15 protein-coding genes and 15 tRNA genes are annotated in these 19285 nt (G+C 44.6%); 10 read left to right on the top strand and 20 right to left on the bottom strand.

Features of this window, described 5'->3' with window-relative positions:
* Positions 1-168 precede the first annotated feature (168 nt).
* The 9 genes from flgF to CAG60_RS07995 all read left to right on the top strand — a co-directional run bounded on the left by flgF (position 169) and on the right by CAG60_RS07995 (position 11323).
* Positions 169-918, top strand: a complete 750-nt coding sequence (gene flgF, locus CAG60_RS08035) for a flagellar basal-body rod protein FlgF (RefSeq protein ID WP_004394712.1) — start codon at positions 169-171, stop codon at positions 916-918.
* Positions 919-934: 16 nt separating this feature from the next.
* On the top strand, positions 935-1723 hold the full coding sequence (gene flgG, locus CAG60_RS08030) for a flagellar basal-body rod protein FlgG (protein ID WP_040904110.1): 789 nt from the start codon (positions 935-937) through the stop codon (positions 1721-1723).
* A 23-nt stretch (positions 1724-1746) separates the two neighbouring features.
* Complete coding sequence (flgH, locus tag CAG60_RS08025; protein WP_158139058.1) at positions 1747-2526, top strand: flagellar basal body L-ring protein FlgH; 780 nt, start codon at positions 1747-1749, stop codon at positions 2524-2526.
* 82 nt (positions 2527-2608) lie between these two features.
* Positions 2609-3694, top strand: a complete 1086-nt coding sequence (locus CAG60_RS08020) for a flagellar basal body P-ring protein FlgI (RefSeq protein ID WP_040904112.1) — start codon at positions 2609-2611, stop codon at positions 3692-3694.
* 10 nt (positions 3695-3704) lie between these two features.
* Complete coding sequence (flgJ, locus tag CAG60_RS08015; RefSeq protein WP_154170397.1) at positions 3705-4631, top strand: flagellar assembly peptidoglycan hydrolase FlgJ; 927 nt, start codon at positions 3705-3707, stop codon at positions 4629-4631.
* A gap of 302 nt (positions 4632-4933) precedes the next feature.
* Positions 4934-6859: a flagellar hook-associated protein FlgK gene (flgK, locus tag CAG60_RS08010; RefSeq protein WP_154170399.1), complete on the top strand. Its 1926-nt coding sequence runs from the start codon at positions 4934-4936 to the stop codon at positions 6857-6859.
* A gap of 12 nt (positions 6860-6871) precedes the next feature.
* Positions 6872-8065, top strand: coding sequence for a flagellar hook-associated protein FlgL (gene flgL / locus CAG60_RS08005; protein ID WP_161438690.1), 1194 nt, complete (start codon positions 6872-6874; stop codon positions 8063-8065).
* A gap of 496 nt (positions 8066-8561) precedes the next feature.
* A complete protein-coding gene (locus CAG60_RS08000) occupies positions 8562-9701 on the top strand; it encodes a flagellin (RefSeq protein WP_161426096.1) in 1140 nt (379 codons plus the stop codon).
* A 488-nt stretch (positions 9702-10189) separates the two neighbouring features.
* Positions 10190-11323 (top strand): flagellin, encoded by a 1134-nt coding sequence (locus CAG60_RS07995; RefSeq protein WP_154170401.1) that lies wholly within the window; start codon positions 10190-10192, stop codon positions 11321-11323.
* 54 nt (positions 11324-11377) lie between these two features.
* On the opposite strand, the gene CAG60_RS07990 is transcribed toward CAG60_RS07995, so the two are convergent.
* From CAG60_RS07990 to lolB, 20 genes are all read right to left on the bottom strand, one after another.
* Positions 11378-11462 (bottom strand) — tRNA-Leu (locus tag CAG60_RS07990).
* Positions 11463-11507: 45 nt separating this feature from the next.
* Positions 11508-11582 (bottom strand) — tRNA-Gln (locus CAG60_RS07985).
* A 66-nt stretch (positions 11583-11648) separates the two neighbouring features.
* Positions 11649-11725 (bottom strand) — tRNA-Met (locus tag CAG60_RS07980).
* A 12-nt stretch (positions 11726-11737) separates the two neighbouring features.
* Positions 11738-11822 (bottom strand) — tRNA-Leu (locus CAG60_RS07975).
* Positions 11823-11867: 45 nt separating this feature from the next.
* Positions 11868-11942 (bottom strand) — tRNA-Gln (locus CAG60_RS07970).
* A 33-nt stretch (positions 11943-11975) separates the two neighbouring features.
* Positions 11976-12060 (bottom strand) — tRNA-Leu (locus tag CAG60_RS07965).
* Between the two features lie 45 nt (positions 12061-12105).
* Positions 12106-12180 (bottom strand) — tRNA-Gln (locus CAG60_RS07960).
* Between the two features lie 13 nt (positions 12181-12193).
* A tRNA-Leu gene (locus tag CAG60_RS07955) sits at positions 12194-12280 on the bottom strand.
* A gap of 43 nt (positions 12281-12323) precedes the next feature.
* Positions 12324-12398: transfer RNA gene (locus tag CAG60_RS07950), tRNA-Gln, on the bottom strand.
* A gap of 37 nt (positions 12399-12435) precedes the next feature.
* Positions 12436-12520 (bottom strand) — tRNA-Leu (locus CAG60_RS07945).
* Between the two features lie 26 nt (positions 12521-12546).
* A tRNA-Leu gene (locus tag CAG60_RS07940) sits at positions 12547-12631 on the bottom strand.
* Between the two features lie 43 nt (positions 12632-12674).
* A tRNA-Met gene (locus CAG60_RS07935) sits at positions 12675-12751 on the bottom strand.
* 80 nt (positions 12752-12831) lie between these two features.
* Positions 12832-12906, bottom strand: a tRNA-Gln gene (locus CAG60_RS07930).
* 37 nt (positions 12907-12943) lie between these two features.
* A tRNA-Leu gene (locus CAG60_RS07925) sits at positions 12944-13028 on the bottom strand.
* A gap of 40 nt (positions 13029-13068) precedes the next feature.
* Positions 13069-13145, bottom strand: a tRNA-Met gene (locus CAG60_RS07920).
* A 326-nt stretch (positions 13146-13471) separates the two neighbouring features.
* The gene (ychF, locus tag CAG60_RS07915; protein ID WP_154170403.1) at positions 13472-14563 is read right to left on the bottom strand and encodes a redox-regulated ATPase YchF; all 1092 of its coding nucleotides are present in this window, start codon (positions 14561-14563) and stop codon (positions 13472-13474) included.
* Positions 14564-14574: 11 nt separating this feature from the next.
* A complete protein-coding gene (pth, locus tag CAG60_RS07910; RefSeq protein WP_161438689.1) occupies positions 14575-15165 on the bottom strand; it encodes an aminoacyl-tRNA hydrolase in 591 nt (196 codons plus the stop codon).
* A gap of 147 nt (positions 15166-15312) precedes the next feature.
* The gene (locus tag CAG60_RS07905) at positions 15313-16257 is read right to left on the bottom strand and encodes a ribose-phosphate pyrophosphokinase (protein WP_004394723.1); all 945 of its coding nucleotides are present in this window, start codon (positions 16255-16257) and stop codon (positions 15313-15315) included.
* A gap of 29 nt (positions 16258-16286) precedes the next feature.
* The gene (gene ispE, locus CAG60_RS07900) at positions 16287-17159 is read right to left on the bottom strand and encodes a 4-(cytidine 5'-diphospho)-2-C-methyl-D-erythritol kinase (RefSeq protein WP_161424989.1); all 873 of its coding nucleotides are present in this window, start codon (positions 17157-17159) and stop codon (positions 16287-16289) included.
* Complete coding sequence (gene lolB / locus CAG60_RS07895; protein ID WP_004394725.1) at positions 17156-17770, bottom strand: lipoprotein insertase outer membrane protein LolB; 615 nt, start codon at positions 17768-17770, stop codon at positions 17156-17158. Before lolB ends, ispE begins: the two co-directional genes overlap by 4 nt.
* Before the next feature lie 160 nt (positions 17771-17930).
* On the opposite strand from lolB, the gene hemA reads away from it, so the two are divergent.
* Complete coding sequence (gene hemA, locus CAG60_RS07890) at positions 17931-19187, top strand: glutamyl-tRNA reductase (RefSeq protein WP_004394726.1); 1257 nt, start codon at positions 17931-17933, stop codon at positions 19185-19187.
* The last annotated feature ends 98 nt before the right edge of the window (positions 19188-19285 follow it).

The following is a 19285-nucleotide window of genomic DNA, read 5'->3' as shown; positions in this document are numbered from 1 at the left end:
TAGAACGGCATGCCACATGGCATCCTCTGTCTTCTCTTGCCGTTAAATTGCCGCTTTTCATTGCGTAGTTGTCATTTTATCTTGCTTAAGTTACTGATTAATAAATTTAAAAATAATGGCACGCCAATTGCTTGTTTATGATTAATTAATGATTGTGGAGAACGTCTGATGGATCGCGCACTGTTCCTTGCCATGAGTGGCGCTAAACAAAATATGCAGGCGATGCAGCTAAGAGCCAATAACCTTGCCAACGTCAGTACTACGGGCTTTCGAGCTGATTTAGAACAAGCTCGTTCAATGCAAGCGTATGGTGAAGGGCTACCTAGTCGCGTATTTAGCATGACAGAGCGCCCTGGGCACCGCTTTGACCAAGGCAGCGTGATCACCACAGGACGAGAACTCGATATTACCATTCAAGGTGATGGCTGGATTTCAGTATTAGATAAAACTGGTAATGAAGGTTTAACGCGCAGCGGTAATCTACGCATTGATCAAAATGGCTTATTACTTAATGGTAATGGTCATTTAGTGTTAGGTGAATTGGGTGCGCCGATTACTTTGCCAATCCCATTGAATAAAGTAGAGATAGGTAATGACGGCACTATCTCGGTTCGCCCACAGGGAGCGCCCGCAGACGCGATGGAAATCGTTGATCGTATTAAATTGGTCAAGCCTGATAATCGTTCTCTATTTAAAGATATTAATGGCTTATTTCGAGCCAAAGATCCTAATGCAGAATACGTAGCCGATGCCACAGTGAAAGTGTTGACTGGCGCTCTTGAGGGCAGCAACGTCAATGCAGTGGGAGAGATGACCAATCTGATTGATTTACAGCGTCAGTTTGAAATGCAAGTCAAAATGATGAGCACGGCAGAAGAGATGGACAAAGCGTCTGACTCTTTACTGCGTATGAGCTAAGTGAGAGGAATTTAGTATGCAACCTGCATTATGGATAAGTAAAACGGGTTTAGATGCCCAGCAGACCAATATTGCCACCATCTCAAACAACTTAGCTAACGCCTCAACGGTGGGGTTTAAAAAGAGCCGAGCGGTATTTGAGGATTTGTTTTACCAAAATATTAATCAGCCTGGCGGTCAGTCTTCACAAAATACCGAGTTACCGAGCGGATTAATGCTAGGGGCTGGGGCGAAGGTTGTGGCAACGCAGAAGGTTCACACTAACGGTAATGTCCAGACCACCAATAATAGCCTAGATATGATGATTGAAGGCGATGGTTTTTTCCAGATCCTCATGCCGGATGGCAATATCGGCTATAGCCGTAACGGTCAATTTACGTTGAATGCGGAAGGCGCGATCGTGACTTCTGGAGCTGGTTATTTAGTACAACCAGAAATCGTTGTTCCAGAAGATGCTATCTCGATCACTGTGGGCAATGACGGTGAAGTTTCGGTGCGTTTACGTGGTCAGCAAGAGAACCAAGTCTTAGGACAAATCACCATCGTGGATTTCATTAACCCAGGTGGTTTAGAACCTGTTGGGCAAAACCTATATTTACCGACGGGTGCCAGTGGCGATCCACAAGAAGGCGTTCCTGGTTTAGATGGGCTTGGCAATATCCGTCAATCCATGTTGGAAAGCTCTAACGTTAATGTGACTGAAGAGCTGGTTAATATGATTGAAGCACAGCGAGTCTATGAGATGAACTCTAAAGTGATCTCTTCTGTGGATCAAATGATGAGTTTTGTTAATCAACAACTCTAATCACTGACTAAGAGACTATGATGATGAAACGTTTACTCAGTTTAGCCTTCGTGACATTACTTTCAGGATGCAGTTTATTACCAGCACCACTTGAAACGGCAGATGTGGTGCAAGGTACAACGGTAGTGGATGCGGTTGAGGGGGATCGATCGTCTGACGGTAGTTCTGGGTTACTCGATACCTTACGTAATCGAAATGACCCTGTTGCTGGCGACCCTGCTTGGGCTCCTATTCATCCGAAAGCCAAGCCTGAGCATTATGCTGCTGAGACCGGTTCATTGTTTAATCTCGCTCGAGCAGTGAGTTTATACAGTGATGCTAAGCCGCGAGGGATTGGCGACATTATTACTGTGACGTTGAATGAAAACACCAAGGCAACCAAAAGCGCGGATGCTAAATTAACTAAAAATAATGACGCATCGATGGACCCACTCAGTGTTGGTGGTCAGGAGCTGACCATTGGTGATTACAACTTCTCTTACGCTTTGAAAAATAACAATCAATTTTCGGGTAGTGCGCAAGCAAACCAAAATAATAATTTACAAGGTTCGATTACCGTTGAAGTCATTGATGTTTTATCTAACGGCAATTTAGTGGTTCGAGGCGAAAAGTGGTTAATGCTCAACACGGGTGATGAATACATTCGTTTAAGTGGCACCGTGCGTCCAGATGATATTGGTTACGACAATACGATAGCGTCTAATCGTATCTCTAATACTCGAATTCAATACTCCAGTACCGGATCGAATCAAGATATGCAAGAGCCTGGATTCTTGGCACGATTTTTTAATGTCTCTTTATAGTATGTCAATATAAGTCGATTTTTTGACACGATAAAATGATCACATGGCGATGCGTATCCACATTGAGAGAAGGTTAACGATGATGAAAAAAATTTTATTGCTCTTAATGGTGTTCATGGCAAGCAGTGCTCATGCGACGCGAATTAAAGATGTTGCACAAGTAGCCGGTGTGCGTAGTAACCAATTAGTCGGGTATGGTTTAGTGACGGGGTTACCCGGTACAGGAGAATCAAACCCGTTTACTGATCAAAGTTTTCGCGCCATGCTGCAAAACTTTGGTATTCAATTGCCGCCTGGTACACGAACCAATACCAAAAACGTTGCCGCAGTCATGTTGACGGCGGAACTGCCTCCGTTTACGAAGCAAGGACAGACAATTGATGTCACCGTATCGTCGATAGGCTCAGCGAGCAGTTTACGTGGTGGTACATTGACACAAACTTTCTTAAAAGGACTGGATGGCCAAGTGTATGCTGTGGCTCAAGGCAATTTAGTGGTCAGTGGATTTAGTGCGACTGGAGCGGATGGGTCAAGTTTGGTTGGCAACAACCCAACGGTTGGTATGATTTCTAATGGGGCGATAGTCGAGCGAGAAATTCCAACGCCTTTTGGTCGTGGTGATTTTATCACTTTTAATCTTTTCCAATCGGATTTTACGACGGCACAACGAATGGCCGATACCGTGAACCAATTTTTAGGCCCAGATATGGCCTCAGCCATTGATGCAACTTCAGTACGCGTTCGTGCACCTCGAGAAGTCTCGCAAAGAGTGGCTTTTCTTTCTGCCGTAGAAAACCTTGAGTTTGAACCTGCGGATATGGCGGCAAAGATTATCGTCAATTCACGAACCGGAACGATTGTGATTGGTCAGCATGTACGTTTAAGACCCGCCGCTGTGACTCACGGCGGTATGACGGTGGCGATCAAAGAAAACTGGGGCGTTGATCAACCCAATCCTTTTGCTGGAGGAGAGACGGCGATCATTCCCGATACAGATATTGAAGTCGTTGAGCAGCAAGGAAAAATGTTTAAGTTAGAAACCGGAACGACTTTAGATGAATTGGTCCGGGCTGTGAATGAAGTCGGGGCTGCTCCGTCAGATTTAATGGCAATTTTACAAGCATTAAAACAAGCTGGTGCCATTCAAGGTCAGTTAATTATTATCTAAGGAGTTCGTGATGGTGAATAACCCCAATGATATCGGCTTTATTCATGATATCGCCAGCCTAGATAAATTACGTCAACAAGCACTCAATGGTGATGCTGGCGCTGAAAAAGAGGCACTGACTGCTGCTGCAAGACAGTTTGAGGCTATTTTTACCACCATGATGTTAAAGTCGATGCGCGATGCGAACTCAGCGTTTAAATCGGATTTATTCAGCAGTAATAACGAAGATTTTTATCGACAAATGCAAGACGAGCAAATGGTCAGTCAGTTAAGCGCCTCAGGTTCGTTAGGCTTGGCCGATATGATTGTTGCACAGCTGACGGCGGCAGATAATGTCGCACCTACCGATCAAGATAACGACCGTTTCCAAGAGGCGATGAATCGCGTCCAACAAGCGCGATCGGTGGCGGCTGAGCGGCCCAATAATAGCGTAGTGGCGGCATCTTCATCACCGGCTCATGAATACCGTTTTGATTCACCACAATCTTTTGTCACATCACTCAAACCTTACGCCGATAAAGCGGCACAAGCGTTAGGTATTGATGCTTCTTTACTGCTTGCTCAAGCTGCTTTAGAAACCGGTTGGGGACAAAAAATGGTCAGTAATGCCCGTGGAAGCAGTAATAATTTATTTAATATTAAAGCTGATAGAAGTTGGCAGGGGCAGCGTGTTGCCACTCAAACCTTAGAATATTACGATCAAACTCCGGTTATGGAAAAAGCCGCTTTTCGCGCTTATCCAAGCTTCCAAGACAGTTTTGATGATTATTTACGCTTTTTAGAAAATAATCCTCGCTACAGCACCGCCTTAGAGCATGGTGGAAGTAGTGAAGCGTTTATTCATGGTATTCATCAAGCTGGCTATGCGACCGATCCTCATTATGCAGATAAAGTATTGCGAGTAAAAGCGCAGATCGATCAAATGGATAACAGCTAATGCTCATGGGGATTCACTCACTTGCTGCCTACCTGTAATTCCAAGTCGTTTGGGTATATTGGATTTTTTCTGACTTGGCGATCATTCACTTAGCGCAATAAACATCCTTTCATTTCGTACCTTATTGAATATAGAAATAGGCTTTGGCTGGTTGGCCTCGCAACCAGTTTCTTCTAGCGCTTCAGTTTTATCTTTTATATTTCCTCTAGTTAACTAACCTCATTCATTGGCATAGTTATTGCTTTTATAAGTAGTAATGGGGTCAGTAACGACTGGCGTTAATCGGTTTTTTGGGGGCAAGTATGGCGTCTGATCTTCTGAATCTTGGTGCGCAGAGCGTATTAACGGCTCAGAGACAACTCAATACCACGGGTCATAACATTGCGAATGTTAATACCGAGGGTTACAGCCGTCAGTCTGTGATCCAAGGGACCAATGCACCTCGCCAACTCGGTGGTCAAACCTATGGGATGGGCGTACATGTGGAAAATGTTCGCCGCTCTTGGGATCAGTTTGCCGTTAAAGAGCTGAATCTTGCCACAACCAACCACGCTTTTAATAGCGATACCGAAGAAAACTTAGATATGCTCTCTAAGTTACTCTCTTCTGTTGCTTCTAAGAAAATCCCCGAAAATCTTAACGAATGGTTTGATTCAGTAAAAAGTTTAGCCGACACCCCCAATGATGTCGGAGTGCGCAAAGTTGTGCTCGAAAAAGCGAATCTTGTTACTCAAAATTTGAATGATTTTCATGAAACCGTGCGACGTCAGTTTGATATCACTAATAAAGGACTCGACGTTGGTATAGAGCGAATCAACCAGTTAGCGTTAGAAATACGTGATTTACAGCGGCTAATGATGCGTGTGCCTGGTCCACATAATGATTTGATGGATGAGCATGAAAAATTAGTCGCTGAACTTTCCCAATATACCAAAGTAACGGTAACACCCCGTACCAGTGCTGAAGGTTTTAATATTCATATTGGTAGCGGACATACCCTTGTCTCGGGAACGGAAGCGAGTCAATTAAAAATGATTGACGGTTATCCAGATGTCAAACAGCGTCGCTTGGCAGTCGTTGAAGGAAATACATTAAAGTCTATTTCTGAAAAAGAGATCGGCGGAAAGATGGCTGCGCTATTTGAAATGCGTGATCAACATATTCCTGGATTACTGGATGAAATCGGTCGTTTATCAATTTCTTTTGCTCATCAGGTCAACGAGTTACAAAGCCAAGGTTTAGATCTGCGTGGTAATGTTGGTGGGCTGCTTTTTTCCGATGTTAACTCTGAAGTCAATGCTCGTTCACGTATTGCCACAGCCAGTGATTCGAATGCTGATATTCGAGTGTACATCGATGATCTTAGTCAGTTAAAAGGTGGCGAGTTTGCTCTGTCTTATACAGGCAGTCATTATGTGGCGACGTTACCAGATGGCAAGCAACAGATCCTCGCACTTAATCAAGGTAATCTTTATTTAGATGGCTTGCGTATTCAGGTCAATACTCCACCAGAAATTGGTGAGCGAGTCATCGTTCGCCCAACCCGTGATGGCGCCGCTCAGATTCAGATGGCAACCAATGATCCGACAAAGATTGCCGCCCAAAGCTATCAAGCCTCGACTTCTTTTGCTCAAGGGCGTGCCCAATTTCAAATTGACCAAGTTGGTGATATCAAAGAGTTTGAAGCTTATCTTGTCCCTAATACAGGTGCTGGCGATCATGAGATGCAAATTCGTGTGGTGGACAAAAATGGCCAGTTGCTCGCAACGCAACCTTATTTATTTAATGACGACCAATCAAAGTTACCGATAGTTATCCCTGCTCAACAAGCGAGTGGTCAACCGACCGTCTTTACCCTGACTCGAGGGGCGATTGAGAATGATAAATTTACCGCCAATTTAAATCCGGCGGAAGGTGATAACGGTAATTTACGCAAGATGATTCATCTGCAAACGACCAAAAAAATGAATGATAATGAGTCAACCATTATCGGTTTGTATCATAACTTGAATACCGATTTCGGTTTAAAACTCTCGACTTCGACTCGCTTAGCCGATGTGGCTCGTTTAGAAAAAGAGGCGGCGGAATCGCGTATTGGTTCAGTGTCTGGGGTTAACTTGGATGAAGAAGCAGCCAATATGATGAAGTTTCAGCATGCTTATATGGCCTCATCGCGCATCATGCAGGCTGCAAATGACACGTTTAATACCATTTTGCAGCTCAGGTAGGGGGACAAGTAAATGTTAAATCGAATTTCTAGCTTCCATAACTATCAGTCGGTGCAAAACGATTTACGTCGCCAAGAAAATAAAGTTCATCACAACCAAGCGCAATTAGCTTCGGGAAAAAAGCTTTTGTCTGCCGGAGATAACCCACTCGCGACGCATTACATTCAAAATGTAACACAACAAGAAGAGCAGTTGCGCCAATACTTAGATGCCATTGTACTGGTTCGTAATCGTCTTGAGCACCAAGAAGTGATCATTTCTAATGCCGAAGAGTTTACCGATAAAGCCAAGCGTATGGTCATGGAAATGATCAACGGTTCATTATCTCCCGAAGATCGTGAAACTCAGGCGCGGCAAATTCAAGAAATTGCTAATAACTTTTTGAATCTTGCCAATGTACAAGATGAAACGGGTAATTTTATTTTTGCGGGAACTCGGCCGAAGAACCAACCTTTTTTTCGAGATAATCAAGGTAACGTGACCTATTACGGTGATGATTATCAGCGAAAAATGCGTATCTCCAATAATTTAGAAATGCCCTTCAATACCCCAGGCAACCAAATGTTTATGGATATTAATAATCCATTTGGTGATTTTGAACCTGAGTATGCATTACAAGAAGGATCGGAATTATTGCTTGAGCGGGCAACGAACAGTGATGACGGTGATAATGCCAGCTATACGGTAACGTTTGTGGATATGCTCAATGGCGGCTTTGCTTATCAGTTAGAGCGTGATGGTGAGGTTGTCGAGGTTAATGACTTTGATCCAAGAACAGGGGTTCAATATCAAGGTCTCACTATTAATATCAAAGGCAGTATCACAGCCGGAGACAGCATCACTCTGAATCCACGTAAAGCATTTACAGTATTTGATAGTTTTAAAAAAGCCATTGAGTACTCGAAAGGTTCTGTTTCCGATGCTTCAACCACTGGCAAGCTTCATCAAATCACCGAAGAATTACACACTGCCTTTATTCATTTAAACCAAGTTCGTTCGGATGTCGGTGCTCGATTGAGCACCTTAGATCTACAAGAAGATCAGCATGAAGATTTTAAAATCAGTCTGGCTCGCTCTAAGAGTCAGTTTGAAGATCTCGATTACTCGCAAGCAGTGATTGAATTTAATGAAAACTCGAGAGCGCTGCAAGCCTCTCAATTGGCGTTTGGCAAAGCGAAAGATTTAACCCTATTTAATTACCTTTAGAGGTTAGTGAGAATCGCTTGCTCAGCATCATTAAGTCGTTGTTTGAGTTCGGGACAAGAACTCGTTTCTCTCGAACAACGCTTAACCTCGAAAGGTTAATAAATCCTATCTTTGTGCCTTATGTGCTATGCCATCAGTGCGAAAAGAGAGGTGTTTTTTTGCTTTAAATCTCATCTTGTCTTCGGTCGGCTTTCCTTTGCCAGTCGACAGCAGGCGGAGCGGCAAAAAAAAGCGGCAACAGTATGTTATCAGTGCTGAACGAAAGAGAGTTTTGTAAATAATTGAAATTAACTTATTGATTATAAAGGTTTAAAATTTTCATTGAGTTCGTTTGAAAAGTTGGCATGTTTATTGGATTAATTTAAACAGAGTGAATACCACCCGATCTTAAATATACCTTAGGGTGTATTTGGCAAGTGATTTACGGTCAGTGCTTCCAAGAGAGTAAAGCTGACCGCTTCGCAAAAGACTTGCGGACTCGATAGGAGAGCAAAATATGACCATTAATGTAAATACCAACGTGTCGGCAATGACCGCTCAGCGTTACTTGACCAAGTCGTCCAACGATTTAAATACCTCGATGGAGCGTCTTTCTTCTGGTAACCGTATTAACAGTGCCAAAGATGATGCGGCAGGTTTGCAAATTTCAAACCGATTGATCGCTCAGTCTCGTGGTCTTGATGTGGCAATGCGTAATGCTAACGATGGTATTTCGATTGCTCAGACCGCTGAAGGAGCAATGAATGAGTCAACCAGCATTCTGCAACGTATGCGTGATTTGGCCCTACAATCAGCCAACGGAACCAACTCAGATGCCGAGCGTCAAGCACTCAACGAAGAGTCGGTTGCTCTGCAAGATGAGTTAAACCGAATTGCCGAAACGACCTCTTTTGGTGGTCGTCGATTGCTCAACGGGTCATTTGGTGAAGCATCATTCCAAATTGGTTCTAGTTCCGGTGAGGCGATCATCATGGGCTTAACCAGTATCCGTGCCGATGACTATCGGATGGGCGGCCAATCTTTTATTGCTACTGAAGGCAAAACCAAAGATTGGGGCGTCGATTCGACAGCAAACGATTTGAAATTAGAGTTCACCAAAAAAGATGGCCAAGAAGTGACATTAGATATCTTAGCCAAAACTGGTGACGATATTGAAGAGCTAGCAACTTACATCAATGGTCAGACTGACTTGCTCAAAGCCTCAGTCGACGAAGATGGTAAGCTACAGATTTTTGTTGCTGAACCACACATTGAAGGTGATTTAACCATCTCTGGAGGCTTAGCGACTGAACTTGGTTTAGCCGGTGGTCCTGGAGAGAAAACGACTGTGCAAAATATTGATATGCGCACCGTTGGTGGCTCGCAAAACGCAGTCGGTATCTTAGATGCAGCGCTCAAATACATTGACTCACAACGCGCGGATTTAGGTGCTAAACAGAACCGACTCAACCACAGTATTAATAACTTGGCCAACATCCAAGAGAACGTCGAAGCCTCGAAGAGCCGGATTAAAGATACCGACTTTGCGAAAGAGACGACTCAGTTGACTAAGTCACAAATATTGCAGCAAGCAGGAACGTCAATTCTTGCTCAAGCAAAACAGTTGCCAAACTCTGCAATATCATTATTGCAGTAGTCCTGGGAGGCGGCATTAATAAGCTCAGACGTGAGTATGTAATCCGCAACCTTGGCAAGGTATGGTTGTTAGAACAGTATAAGCTCTCTCAGATACGCCTGTTTATACTAGGAAAATAACCATACATTATGGTTAGCCATAATGTGTTCATTTCTCTTGATCTCCACATTGGCAATGGCTGCCAACCATAGCCCCGGTTCTCTCAAAGGAAAAGGGGCTTTTCTTTTTTCTGCCAATCCATTTCTCATCCCCCCCCCGGCCATTACCGCTAAATCTTGAGCGATTTATGTCTTTTTCGGTTGGTTTTGCGTCTTATGCCTCAGTTTCTTCTTTCTAAGTCGCTTAATTCACCTTGCTCAATAAATCCCCTAAAGGAATCGTCGTTTGAGTCGCTATTAAAGATACTTTGAGAGAACTACGTGGTTATCCGAGACGTCGGAAACCGTTCGGCAAGTTCCGCTACGTCTAATATTAATAGGAGACCAATTATGGCGGTAAATGTAAACACTAACGTGTCAGCGATGACGGCACAGAGGTACCTGAACAGTGCAACCAGTGCACAGCAAACGTCAATGGAACGTTTGTCTTCAGGTTTTAAAATTAATAGTGCGAAAGATGATGCTGCAGGTTTGCAGATCTCAAACCGTTTGAATGTGCAAAGTCGTGGTTTAGACGTTGCTGTTCGTAACGCGAATGATGGTATTTCCATGGCACAAACCGCTGAAGGCGCCATGAATGAGACCACCAACATTTTGCAACGGATGCGGGATCTTTCTTTACAATCTGCGAATGGTTCAAACTCAAAATCTGAGCGTGTCGCTATCCAAGAAGAAGTCACGGCACTTAATGATGAATTGAATCGTATTGCAGAGACCACCTCATTTGCGGGTAATCGTCTATTGAACGGTACTTTCCAAACGAAGTCGTTCCAGATTGGATCTCAGAGCGGTGAAGCTGTGATGCTGACCATGAAAGACATGCGTAGTGATAACGCGATGATGGGAGGAACCAGTTACGTTGCGGCGACTGAAGCGGATAAAGATTGGACGGTTAGTGATGGTAGTAACGATTTAACCTTAACCTTGACCGATATTAATGGCGATGAGCAAATCATTAATATTACCGCTAAAGTCGGTGATGATATTGAAGAGGTTGCCACCTACATTAATGGTCAAACTGACTTAGTACAAGCCTCAGTCAATGAGAAGGGGCAGCTACAGGTCTTTACGGGAAATAATGATGTCACTGGCGCCGTCGCTTTTAGTGGTGCATTAGCTACCGAGCTGGATATGCAAACGGGTCAAGCGATCACTATCGATACAATTGATGTAACGACCGTTGGCGGAGCGCAAAAATCGGTGGCCGTTGTTGACGCGGCGCTTAAGTATGTTGATAGTCATCGTGCAGAGCTAGGTGCGTTCCAGAATCGATTCGGCCATGCAATTAATAACTTGGATAACATTAATGAAAATGTTAATGCGTCTAAGAGCCGGATCAAAGATACCGACTTTGCTAAAGAAACTACGGCACTGACTAAATCACAGATTTTAAGTCAAGCGTCGAGCTCAGTCTTAGCTCAAGCGAAACAAGCACCAACGGCGGCACTCGCGCTATTAGGTTAATTAAGATTTAAGTGATAATAAAAAAACCCAGCATAAGCTGGGTTTTTTTATAAATGGTGCGGAAGGAGAGACTTGAACTCTCACACCTTGCGGCGCCAGAACCTAAATCTGGTGCGTCTACCAATTTCGCCACTTCCGCACAAATTTTGTAGATAACTTGATTGACTCAAATCATCATTGTAATTGGCAGGTCTACCTGGATTCGAACCAGGGAATGGCGGCATCAAAAGCCGCTGCCTTACCGCTTGGCGATAGACCTGCAATGCTGTTAATTTAATAACAGTCTTATCGATAAAGCAACTGTTCAACAGTAACTAACGATAAATGGTGGCTACGACGGGATTCGAACCTGTGACCCCATCATTATGAGTGATGTGCTCTAACCAGCTGAGCTACGTAGCCACGACTAATCAATGGTGCGGAAGGAGAGACTTGAACTCTCACACCTTGCGGCGCCAGAACCTAAATCTGGTGCGTCTACCAATTTCGCCACTTCCGCACAAATTTTGTAGATAATCTGATTGACTCAAACCATCGTTGTAATTGGCAGGTCTACCTGGATTCGAACCAGGGAATGGCGGCATCAAAAGCCGCTGCCTTACCGCTTGGCGATAGACCTGTTGTTGATAGCAGGCTATGCTAACTCAATAAATGGTGCGGAAGGAGAGACTTGAACTCTCACACCTTGCGGCGCCAGAACCTAAATCTGGTGCGTCTACCAATTTCGCCACTTCCGCACAAATTTTGTAGATAACTTGATTGACTCAAATCATCGTTGTAATTGGCAGGTCTACCTGGATTCGAACCAGGGAATGGCGGCATCAAAAGCCGCTGCCTTACCGCTTGGCGATAGACCTGTAATACTGAACTTGGTGCGGAGGGAGGGACTTGAACCCTCACGTCCTAACGGACACTAGCACCTGAAGCTAGCGCGTCTACCAATTTCGCCACCACCGCAAATTCAGTCAATGCTGACACAGTATTGATGGAACTAAATAGTTGGCAGGTCTACCTGGATTCGAACCAGGGAATGGCGGCATCAAAAGCCGCTGCCTTACCGCTTGGCGATAGACCTACATCGGTTAACAGCTATCTACTGCTGACCTCTAATATGGTGCGGAAAGAGAGACTTGAACTCTCACACCTTGCGGCGCCAGAACCTAAATCTGGTGCGTCTACCAATTTCGCCATTTCCGCAAAACTTTACTTTTATAACGAGATAATGGTGCGGAAGGAGAGACTTGAACTCTCACACCTTGCGGCGCCAGAACCTAAATCTGGTGCGTCTACCAATTTCGCCACTTCCGCATCTCGTTATTGTACCTGATCTCAAAAGAAGAGGTAAAATAAGTGGTGGCTACGACGGGATTCGAACCTGTGACCCCATCATTATGAGTGATGTGCTCTAACCAACTGAGCTACGTAGCCATCTTTTTAGAGCGAGAAACTATAATCTATTCTCGCCATCAGTTCCAATAGTTTTTACGTATTGAAACCTAAAGAAATAATGGCAGGTCTACCTGGATTCGAACCAGGGAATGGCGGCATCAAAAGCCGCTGCCTTACCGCTTGGCGATAGACCTACGGTGATAAGTAGCCCTTGGGCAGCCTATCGATAAATGGTGCGGAAAGAGAGACTTGAACTCTCACACCTTGCGGCGCCAGAACCTAAATCTGGTGCGTCTACCAATTTCGCCATTTCCGCATTATTTCCTAACTATTCTACTCAAAGAACACTTAGGAAATGGTGGCTACGACGGGATTCGAACCTGTGACCCCATCATTATGAGTGATGTGCTCTAACCAGCTGAGCTACGTAGCCAATTGCTAAACTGCTTATCACTCACAGCCAGCGTTACGTCGGAGTTTCGAAGTTGCCTTCTCGCTGCGAACGGTGCGCATTATGCGGATATGGCTGTAGAGCGTCAATAGTTTTTTTGAATAAATTCCTCAAAACCAACTGTTCGAGTTTTTTTTAAACAAAGCTAGCTATTTCTGATCAAAATCTATCCCAAACCGAGTGATTTTCTCATTGTACGTCAAGCAGATGATCATGGTTTATTAGCGATGAATGTAAAAGTAAGCCATGAAAGTTCGATGCAAAAAGAAGCCAACATTGTGTTGGCTTCTTTCGATAGTGGTTAGGTTTTATACGTTAAAGCGGAAATGAATGACATCACCATCTTTGACAATATAATCTTTGCCTTCTAAACGCCATTTACCCGCTTCTTTGGCACCACTCTCGCCTTGGTACTGGATGAAGTCATTGTAACCGATCACTTCGGCACGGATAAATCCACGTTCAAAATCGGTGTGGATTTTTCCTGCTGCTTGAGGAGCTGTCGCGCCTACCGGAACGGTCCAAGCACGGACCTCTTTAACCCCTGCGGTAAAGTAAGTTTGCAAATCAAGCAGTTCATACCCTGAACGAATCACTCGGTTTAAGCCTGGTTCTTCAATACCCAGATCGGCAAGAAACTCAGCACGCTCTTCTTCTTCTAATTCAGAAAGTTCGGCTTCAATAGCAGCACACACGGCCACGACAGAGGCATTTTCTTGGGCGGCATGAGCACGGACCGCGTCTAAATAGGGGTTATTTTCAAAGCCATCTTCATTCACATTAGCAATGTACATGGTTGGCTTAAGGGTGAGGAAATTAAGGTATCCAACCGCAGCAAGTTCTTCTTTGCTTAAGGGGACAGAGCGTGCAGAGCCACCTTCAGTCAGTACTGGCAACAGTTTTTCTAAGACACTAAGCTCAAATTTAGCGTCTTTATCACCGCCTTTTGCACGTTTCGTTTGACGTTGAATCGCGCGTTCGCAACTGTCTAAGTCGGCTAAGGCGAGTTCAAGGTTGATCACTTCGATATCTTCAATAGGTGATACTTTACCGGCGACGTGAACAATATTTTCGTTCTCAAAGCAGCGGACAACGTGACCAATCGCATCGGTTTCGCGGATGTTGGCTAAAAATTTATTACCTAAACCTTCACCTTTTGATGCCCCAGCCACTAAGCCTGCGATATCAACAAACTCCATTGTCGTTGGTAGTATGCGTTGTGGATTAACAATTTTTGCCAAGGCGTCGAGACGCAAATCAGGCACTGGTACCACACCAGTGTTTGGTTCAATAGTACAAAACGGGAAGTTAGCCGCTTCGATACCTGCGTTAGTCAGTGCATTAAAAAGGGTTGATTTACCTACGTTAGGTAAACCCACAATGCCACATTTAAAACCCATGTTTGGTAACCTTATTCAGCTTTGAACGTATGTAAGCGGTTTTGCGCTTTAGTTAGGCCATCTTTCAGTAAAATATCGAGACAGCGAACAGATTCATCTACTGCTGCTAGTATGCACTCGTGCTCTTTGTTAGGAGCTTTACTTAACACATAGCCTGCGACTTTGTCTTTGTGTCCTGGATGGCCAATGCCAATACGAAGACGATAGAATTCTTTATTGTTGCCTAATTTACTGATGGTGTCTTTTAACCCATTATGACCACCATGCCCGCCACCTTGTTTAAATTTAGCCACGCCGGGGGGAAGATCCAGTTCGTCATGAGCGATCATGATCTCTTCCGGTTTGATTTGATAAAACTTAGCAAGGGCTGCGACGGCTTTACCAGATAAATTCATATAAGTCGTTGGGATCAGTAAACGCAGATCTTCACCATTAACCAATATACGACCGGTTAATCCGAAAAACTTTATTTCACTTTTCAGTGTCGTATTGTGCACTCGGGCCAGTTCTTCGATGACCCATGCTCCTGCATTATGTCGAGTATTGACGTATTCAGGGCCCGGGTTGGCCAGACCGACAAGTAATTTAATTGGTTGACTCAAGGCTAGGATCCCTTCGGAAACGAAAAAAGCGCGGTATGATAGCATAGAAAAATGCAAAAGGGCGAGATGGCTGATGCTCGACGCCATGAAACAAAAATACCTCGTCATATTTGACGAGGTATTTTACCGATCCAAGACTATCGCTGCTTAGTTAAACATCGCTGAGATAGACTCTTCGTTACTGATTCGGCGGATCGCCTCGGCGAGCATGGTTGATAACGTTAATTGGGTAACTTTACCCGTTGCTGCCATTTCTTTAGATAAAGTGATTGAGTCTGTGACGATCACTTGGTCAAGCACAGAATTTTTGATGTTTTTTGCGGCATTGCCTGAGAAGACAGCATGGGTTGCATAAGCAAACACACGTTTTGCTCCGCGCTCTTTAAGTGCTTCAGCCGCTTTGCATAAGGTTCCGCCGGTATCGATCATATCGTCAACAATCACGCAATCACGGCCTTCAACGTCACCGATTAAGTTCATGACTTCAGAGACGTTGGCACGAGGACGACGTTTATCGACAATCGCGATATCAATATCACCGAGTGCTTTTGCTGTTGCACGAGCACGTACCACACCACCTAGATCCGGAGATACGACGACAGGATCTTCTAAGTTACGTGCTTTCATGTCTTCCAAGAGAACGGGTGTACCGAAGATGTTATCTACCGGTACATCAAAGAAACCTTGAATTTGCTCTGCGTGTAGGTCAATGGTTAAGACCCGATCAACCCCTACGTTAGAGAGAAAGTCAGCAACGACTTTCGCCGTAATTGGAACACGAGCAGAACGCACTCGACGGTCTTGGCGTGCATAGCCAAAGTAAGGGATGACAGCAGTAATACGGCCTGCTGAAGCGCGGCGCATTGCGTCAATCATTACCACCAATTCCATTAAATTGTCATTGGTTGGTGCACAAGTTGATTGAATAATAAATACATCGCTACCACGAACATTTTCGTTGATCTGCACTGCCACTTCTCCATCAGAGAAGCGAGAAACAGTAGCATCACCAAGGGAGATGTATAGACGTTCAGCAATACGTTGGGCTAGTTCAGGTGTGGCGTTACCAGCAAATAGCTTCATATCAGGCACGGTGGAAACCTCAGGGTTGCGTCCAGTTTTTAATTAGGTTGGGTGTCGGCTGATTGGTAATCAGCCAGTGTCTCTTTTAGTGGTGAAACGTTGCGGCCTTGAGCGACAAACGCAGAGACAGTGTCTGGGAGTTTCGCAAGGACAGCTTGCGCTTCTTTTTTGCTCGAAAATTCAGCGAAAACGCAAGACCCGGTCCCGGTCAATCTTGACGGCGCGTATTGTAGCAGCCATGAAAGTTGCTTATCAACCTCTGGGTACTCCAATCGGACAATTTTTTCGCAATCGTTTTCGTAGTTCGCATTGAGTAGAGTATTAATATCACGTTTTGCTGTGTTTCTCGGTAATTTTGGATGAGAAAAAATTACTTTTGTCGCAATACTCACATTTGGGCGAATCACGAGATAATGCTTTTCTTCGGGCTGTACCGGTTGGAGCTTTTCTCCAACACCTTCGGCAAAAGCGGAGAAGCCGTGAATAAAAACCGGAACATCGGCCCCTAAACTTAGACCTATCGTCGCGAGTTGATCATCGCTTAACCCACAGCTCCATAAATAATTGAGTGCGACCAACACCGTTGCCGCATTAGAAGAACCTCCACCAATCCCCCCGCCCATTGGTAAGCGTTTGGTTAGTTGAATATCTGCGCCGAATGAGCTCTCGGTTTGCTGCTGTAAGGCGCAAGCCGCACGGTAAATAAGATTATCTTGCAGTGCGACGTCAGGCAGTTGCGGTGAGAGTGTGATTTGCCCTGTCTGATTCGCGGTAATCGTCAGTTCATCGCCATAATCGATAAATTGAAATAATGTTTGCAGGTCGTGATAACCATCAGCGCGTTGTCCGGTAATGTACAAAAACAGATTTAATTTAGCGGGCGATGGCCATACGGTTGGTCGTTGTATCATGGCGTGAGTGTCCATTTAGATATCACAAGGTTAATCGAGGTGTCCTGTTGGGTGAGCAATACTCGGTCTGGCAGAGGGAGGGGTTTATCTTGCCAGAGATATTCGCGGTAGCGATGATAATCTACCGTCCAGCGCGAAAAACCTTGGTTTTTTTGTAATCTAGCCAAGGTATTGTTCGAATTTAATTCAAAGTGATCGGCTTGAGTGGGTAAGCCGACAATCCATGCTTGTAAAAGCTCAATAGGGAGCGTTAATCCAGTCAGAGAGGTAATCAATTGTTCGGCACTGTCAGCGCGGTAGACGTTGTCATCATGGGTGATGACTTGCGCTCCTTGTTGATCAATCGATAAATTTAATACCGTCTGTCCTAAAAAGGTCGTTAGGCGGAGCTGGGTTTGCTGAGGTGAAATTTGCCACTGAAAATTAAGAGATTGACGCTGATTGGGGTCAATATAGGCGAGTTTCCCAACCAGTTGAAACTGCGTAATGGTCTTTAAGCGAGCTTGGTGTGATTGCCATTCAACGTCCCTAATGGGGTCGGGAATGCTGCTACAGCCCCACAGTCCTAAGAGTAAGGTAATAATAAGAAAAATACGTGGCGGTGATATCATCATATGCTCGTTATTTATCCATTTATGGGACACAAGAGCCGTCACTATACCATTGATATCACGAACTCGGGAAAACAAATCCCAATCGCTCTTTCAATAAATAGGTGCATCAAGTAAAATTCGCCGCTCAACCCACTTCTTATCAGAGAACCCTCGATACATGTCCTTGCTTGTTATTGGTATCAATCACAATACAGCTTCGGTTGAGTTGCGAGAAAAAGTGGCCTTTGGAGCAGATAAACTGTCCGAAGCGTTGCGCCATTTATCTGGCCAACCTTACGTCAAGGGAAGTGTGATTTTATCAACCTGTAACCGAACCGAACTGTATTGTGACGTTAAGGTGGCAAGTAAGAATAAACTGATAGAGTGGTTATCTCAGTTTCATCAAGTCAATCTGGAAACCTTAAAGCCCAGTTTATATGTCCATGAAGAGCAAGCGGCAATCCGTCATCTGATGCGCGTTGCTTGTGGATTGGATTCATTAGTACTGGGCGAACCACAAATTTTGGGTCAAGTAAAACAAGCGTATGCGGATTCGCGAGAGAATCGCATGGTCGATTCGGCCTTAGATAAGTTGTTTCAAAAAGCGTTTTCGGTTGCTAAGCGTGTGCGGACTGAAACCGACATTGGTGGTCATGCGGTCTCTGTTGCTTATGCCGCCTGTACGCTGGCAAAACATATTTTTGAATCGTTAACGCAGGCTACGGTGCTATTAGTTGGCGCAGGAGAGACCATCGAATTGGTCGCTAAACATTTGGACGGTCATGGTTGTAAACGAATGATCGTTGCTAACCGAACACGCGAACGGGCCATGGCATTAGCGCAAAATTTTGACGCTGAAGTGATTACCTTAAATGAGATTCCAGATTATTTAGCACAGGCGGATATTGTGATTAGTTCGACCGCTAGTCCGCTGCCCATCATCGGTAAAGGGATGGTCGAAAGCGCGCTCAAAGCGCGTCGTCATCAACCGATGCTGTTAGTCGATATTGCCGTGCCGCGTGATGTGGAATCACAAGTCAGTGAACTTGACGATGCTTATCTCTATTCAGTGGATGATTTACAATCGATTGTTGAGAGTAATATTGAGCAACGTAAGATTGAGGCGATTCAAGCCGAAGCGATCGTCAGCGAAGAAAGCGCAGAATTCATGAGTTGGATGCGCTCGCTGCAGGCGGTCGACAGCATTCGTGACTATCGTCAATCGGCGAACAATATCCGTGAAGAATTACTCAGTAAAAGTTTACAAGCGTTAGCCGCTGGAGGCGATGCGGAAAAGTTATTGGTCGAATTAAGTAATAAACTCACCAATAGATTGATCCATACCCCAACGCGCGCGTTGCAGATGGCAGCCGAGCAAGGGGAGCCAGCAAAACTGGCAATTATTAGGCAAAGTTTGGGTCTTGATGACCTGTAATAATTTGTAAATCCTTATTTATTAAAGAAGAAACTATGAAAGCGTCGATTTTAGTTAAGCTTGAATCTTTGGTGGAGCGCTACGAAGAAGTGCAACAC

The organism is Vibrio sp. V33_P6A3T137, assembly GCF_009904835.1.
GTDB classification, from domain to species: domain Bacteria; phylum Pseudomonadota; class Gammaproteobacteria; order Enterobacterales; family Vibrionaceae; genus Vibrio; species Vibrio metschnikovii.
This window is presented reverse-complemented; position numbering and strand designations above follow the sequence as displayed.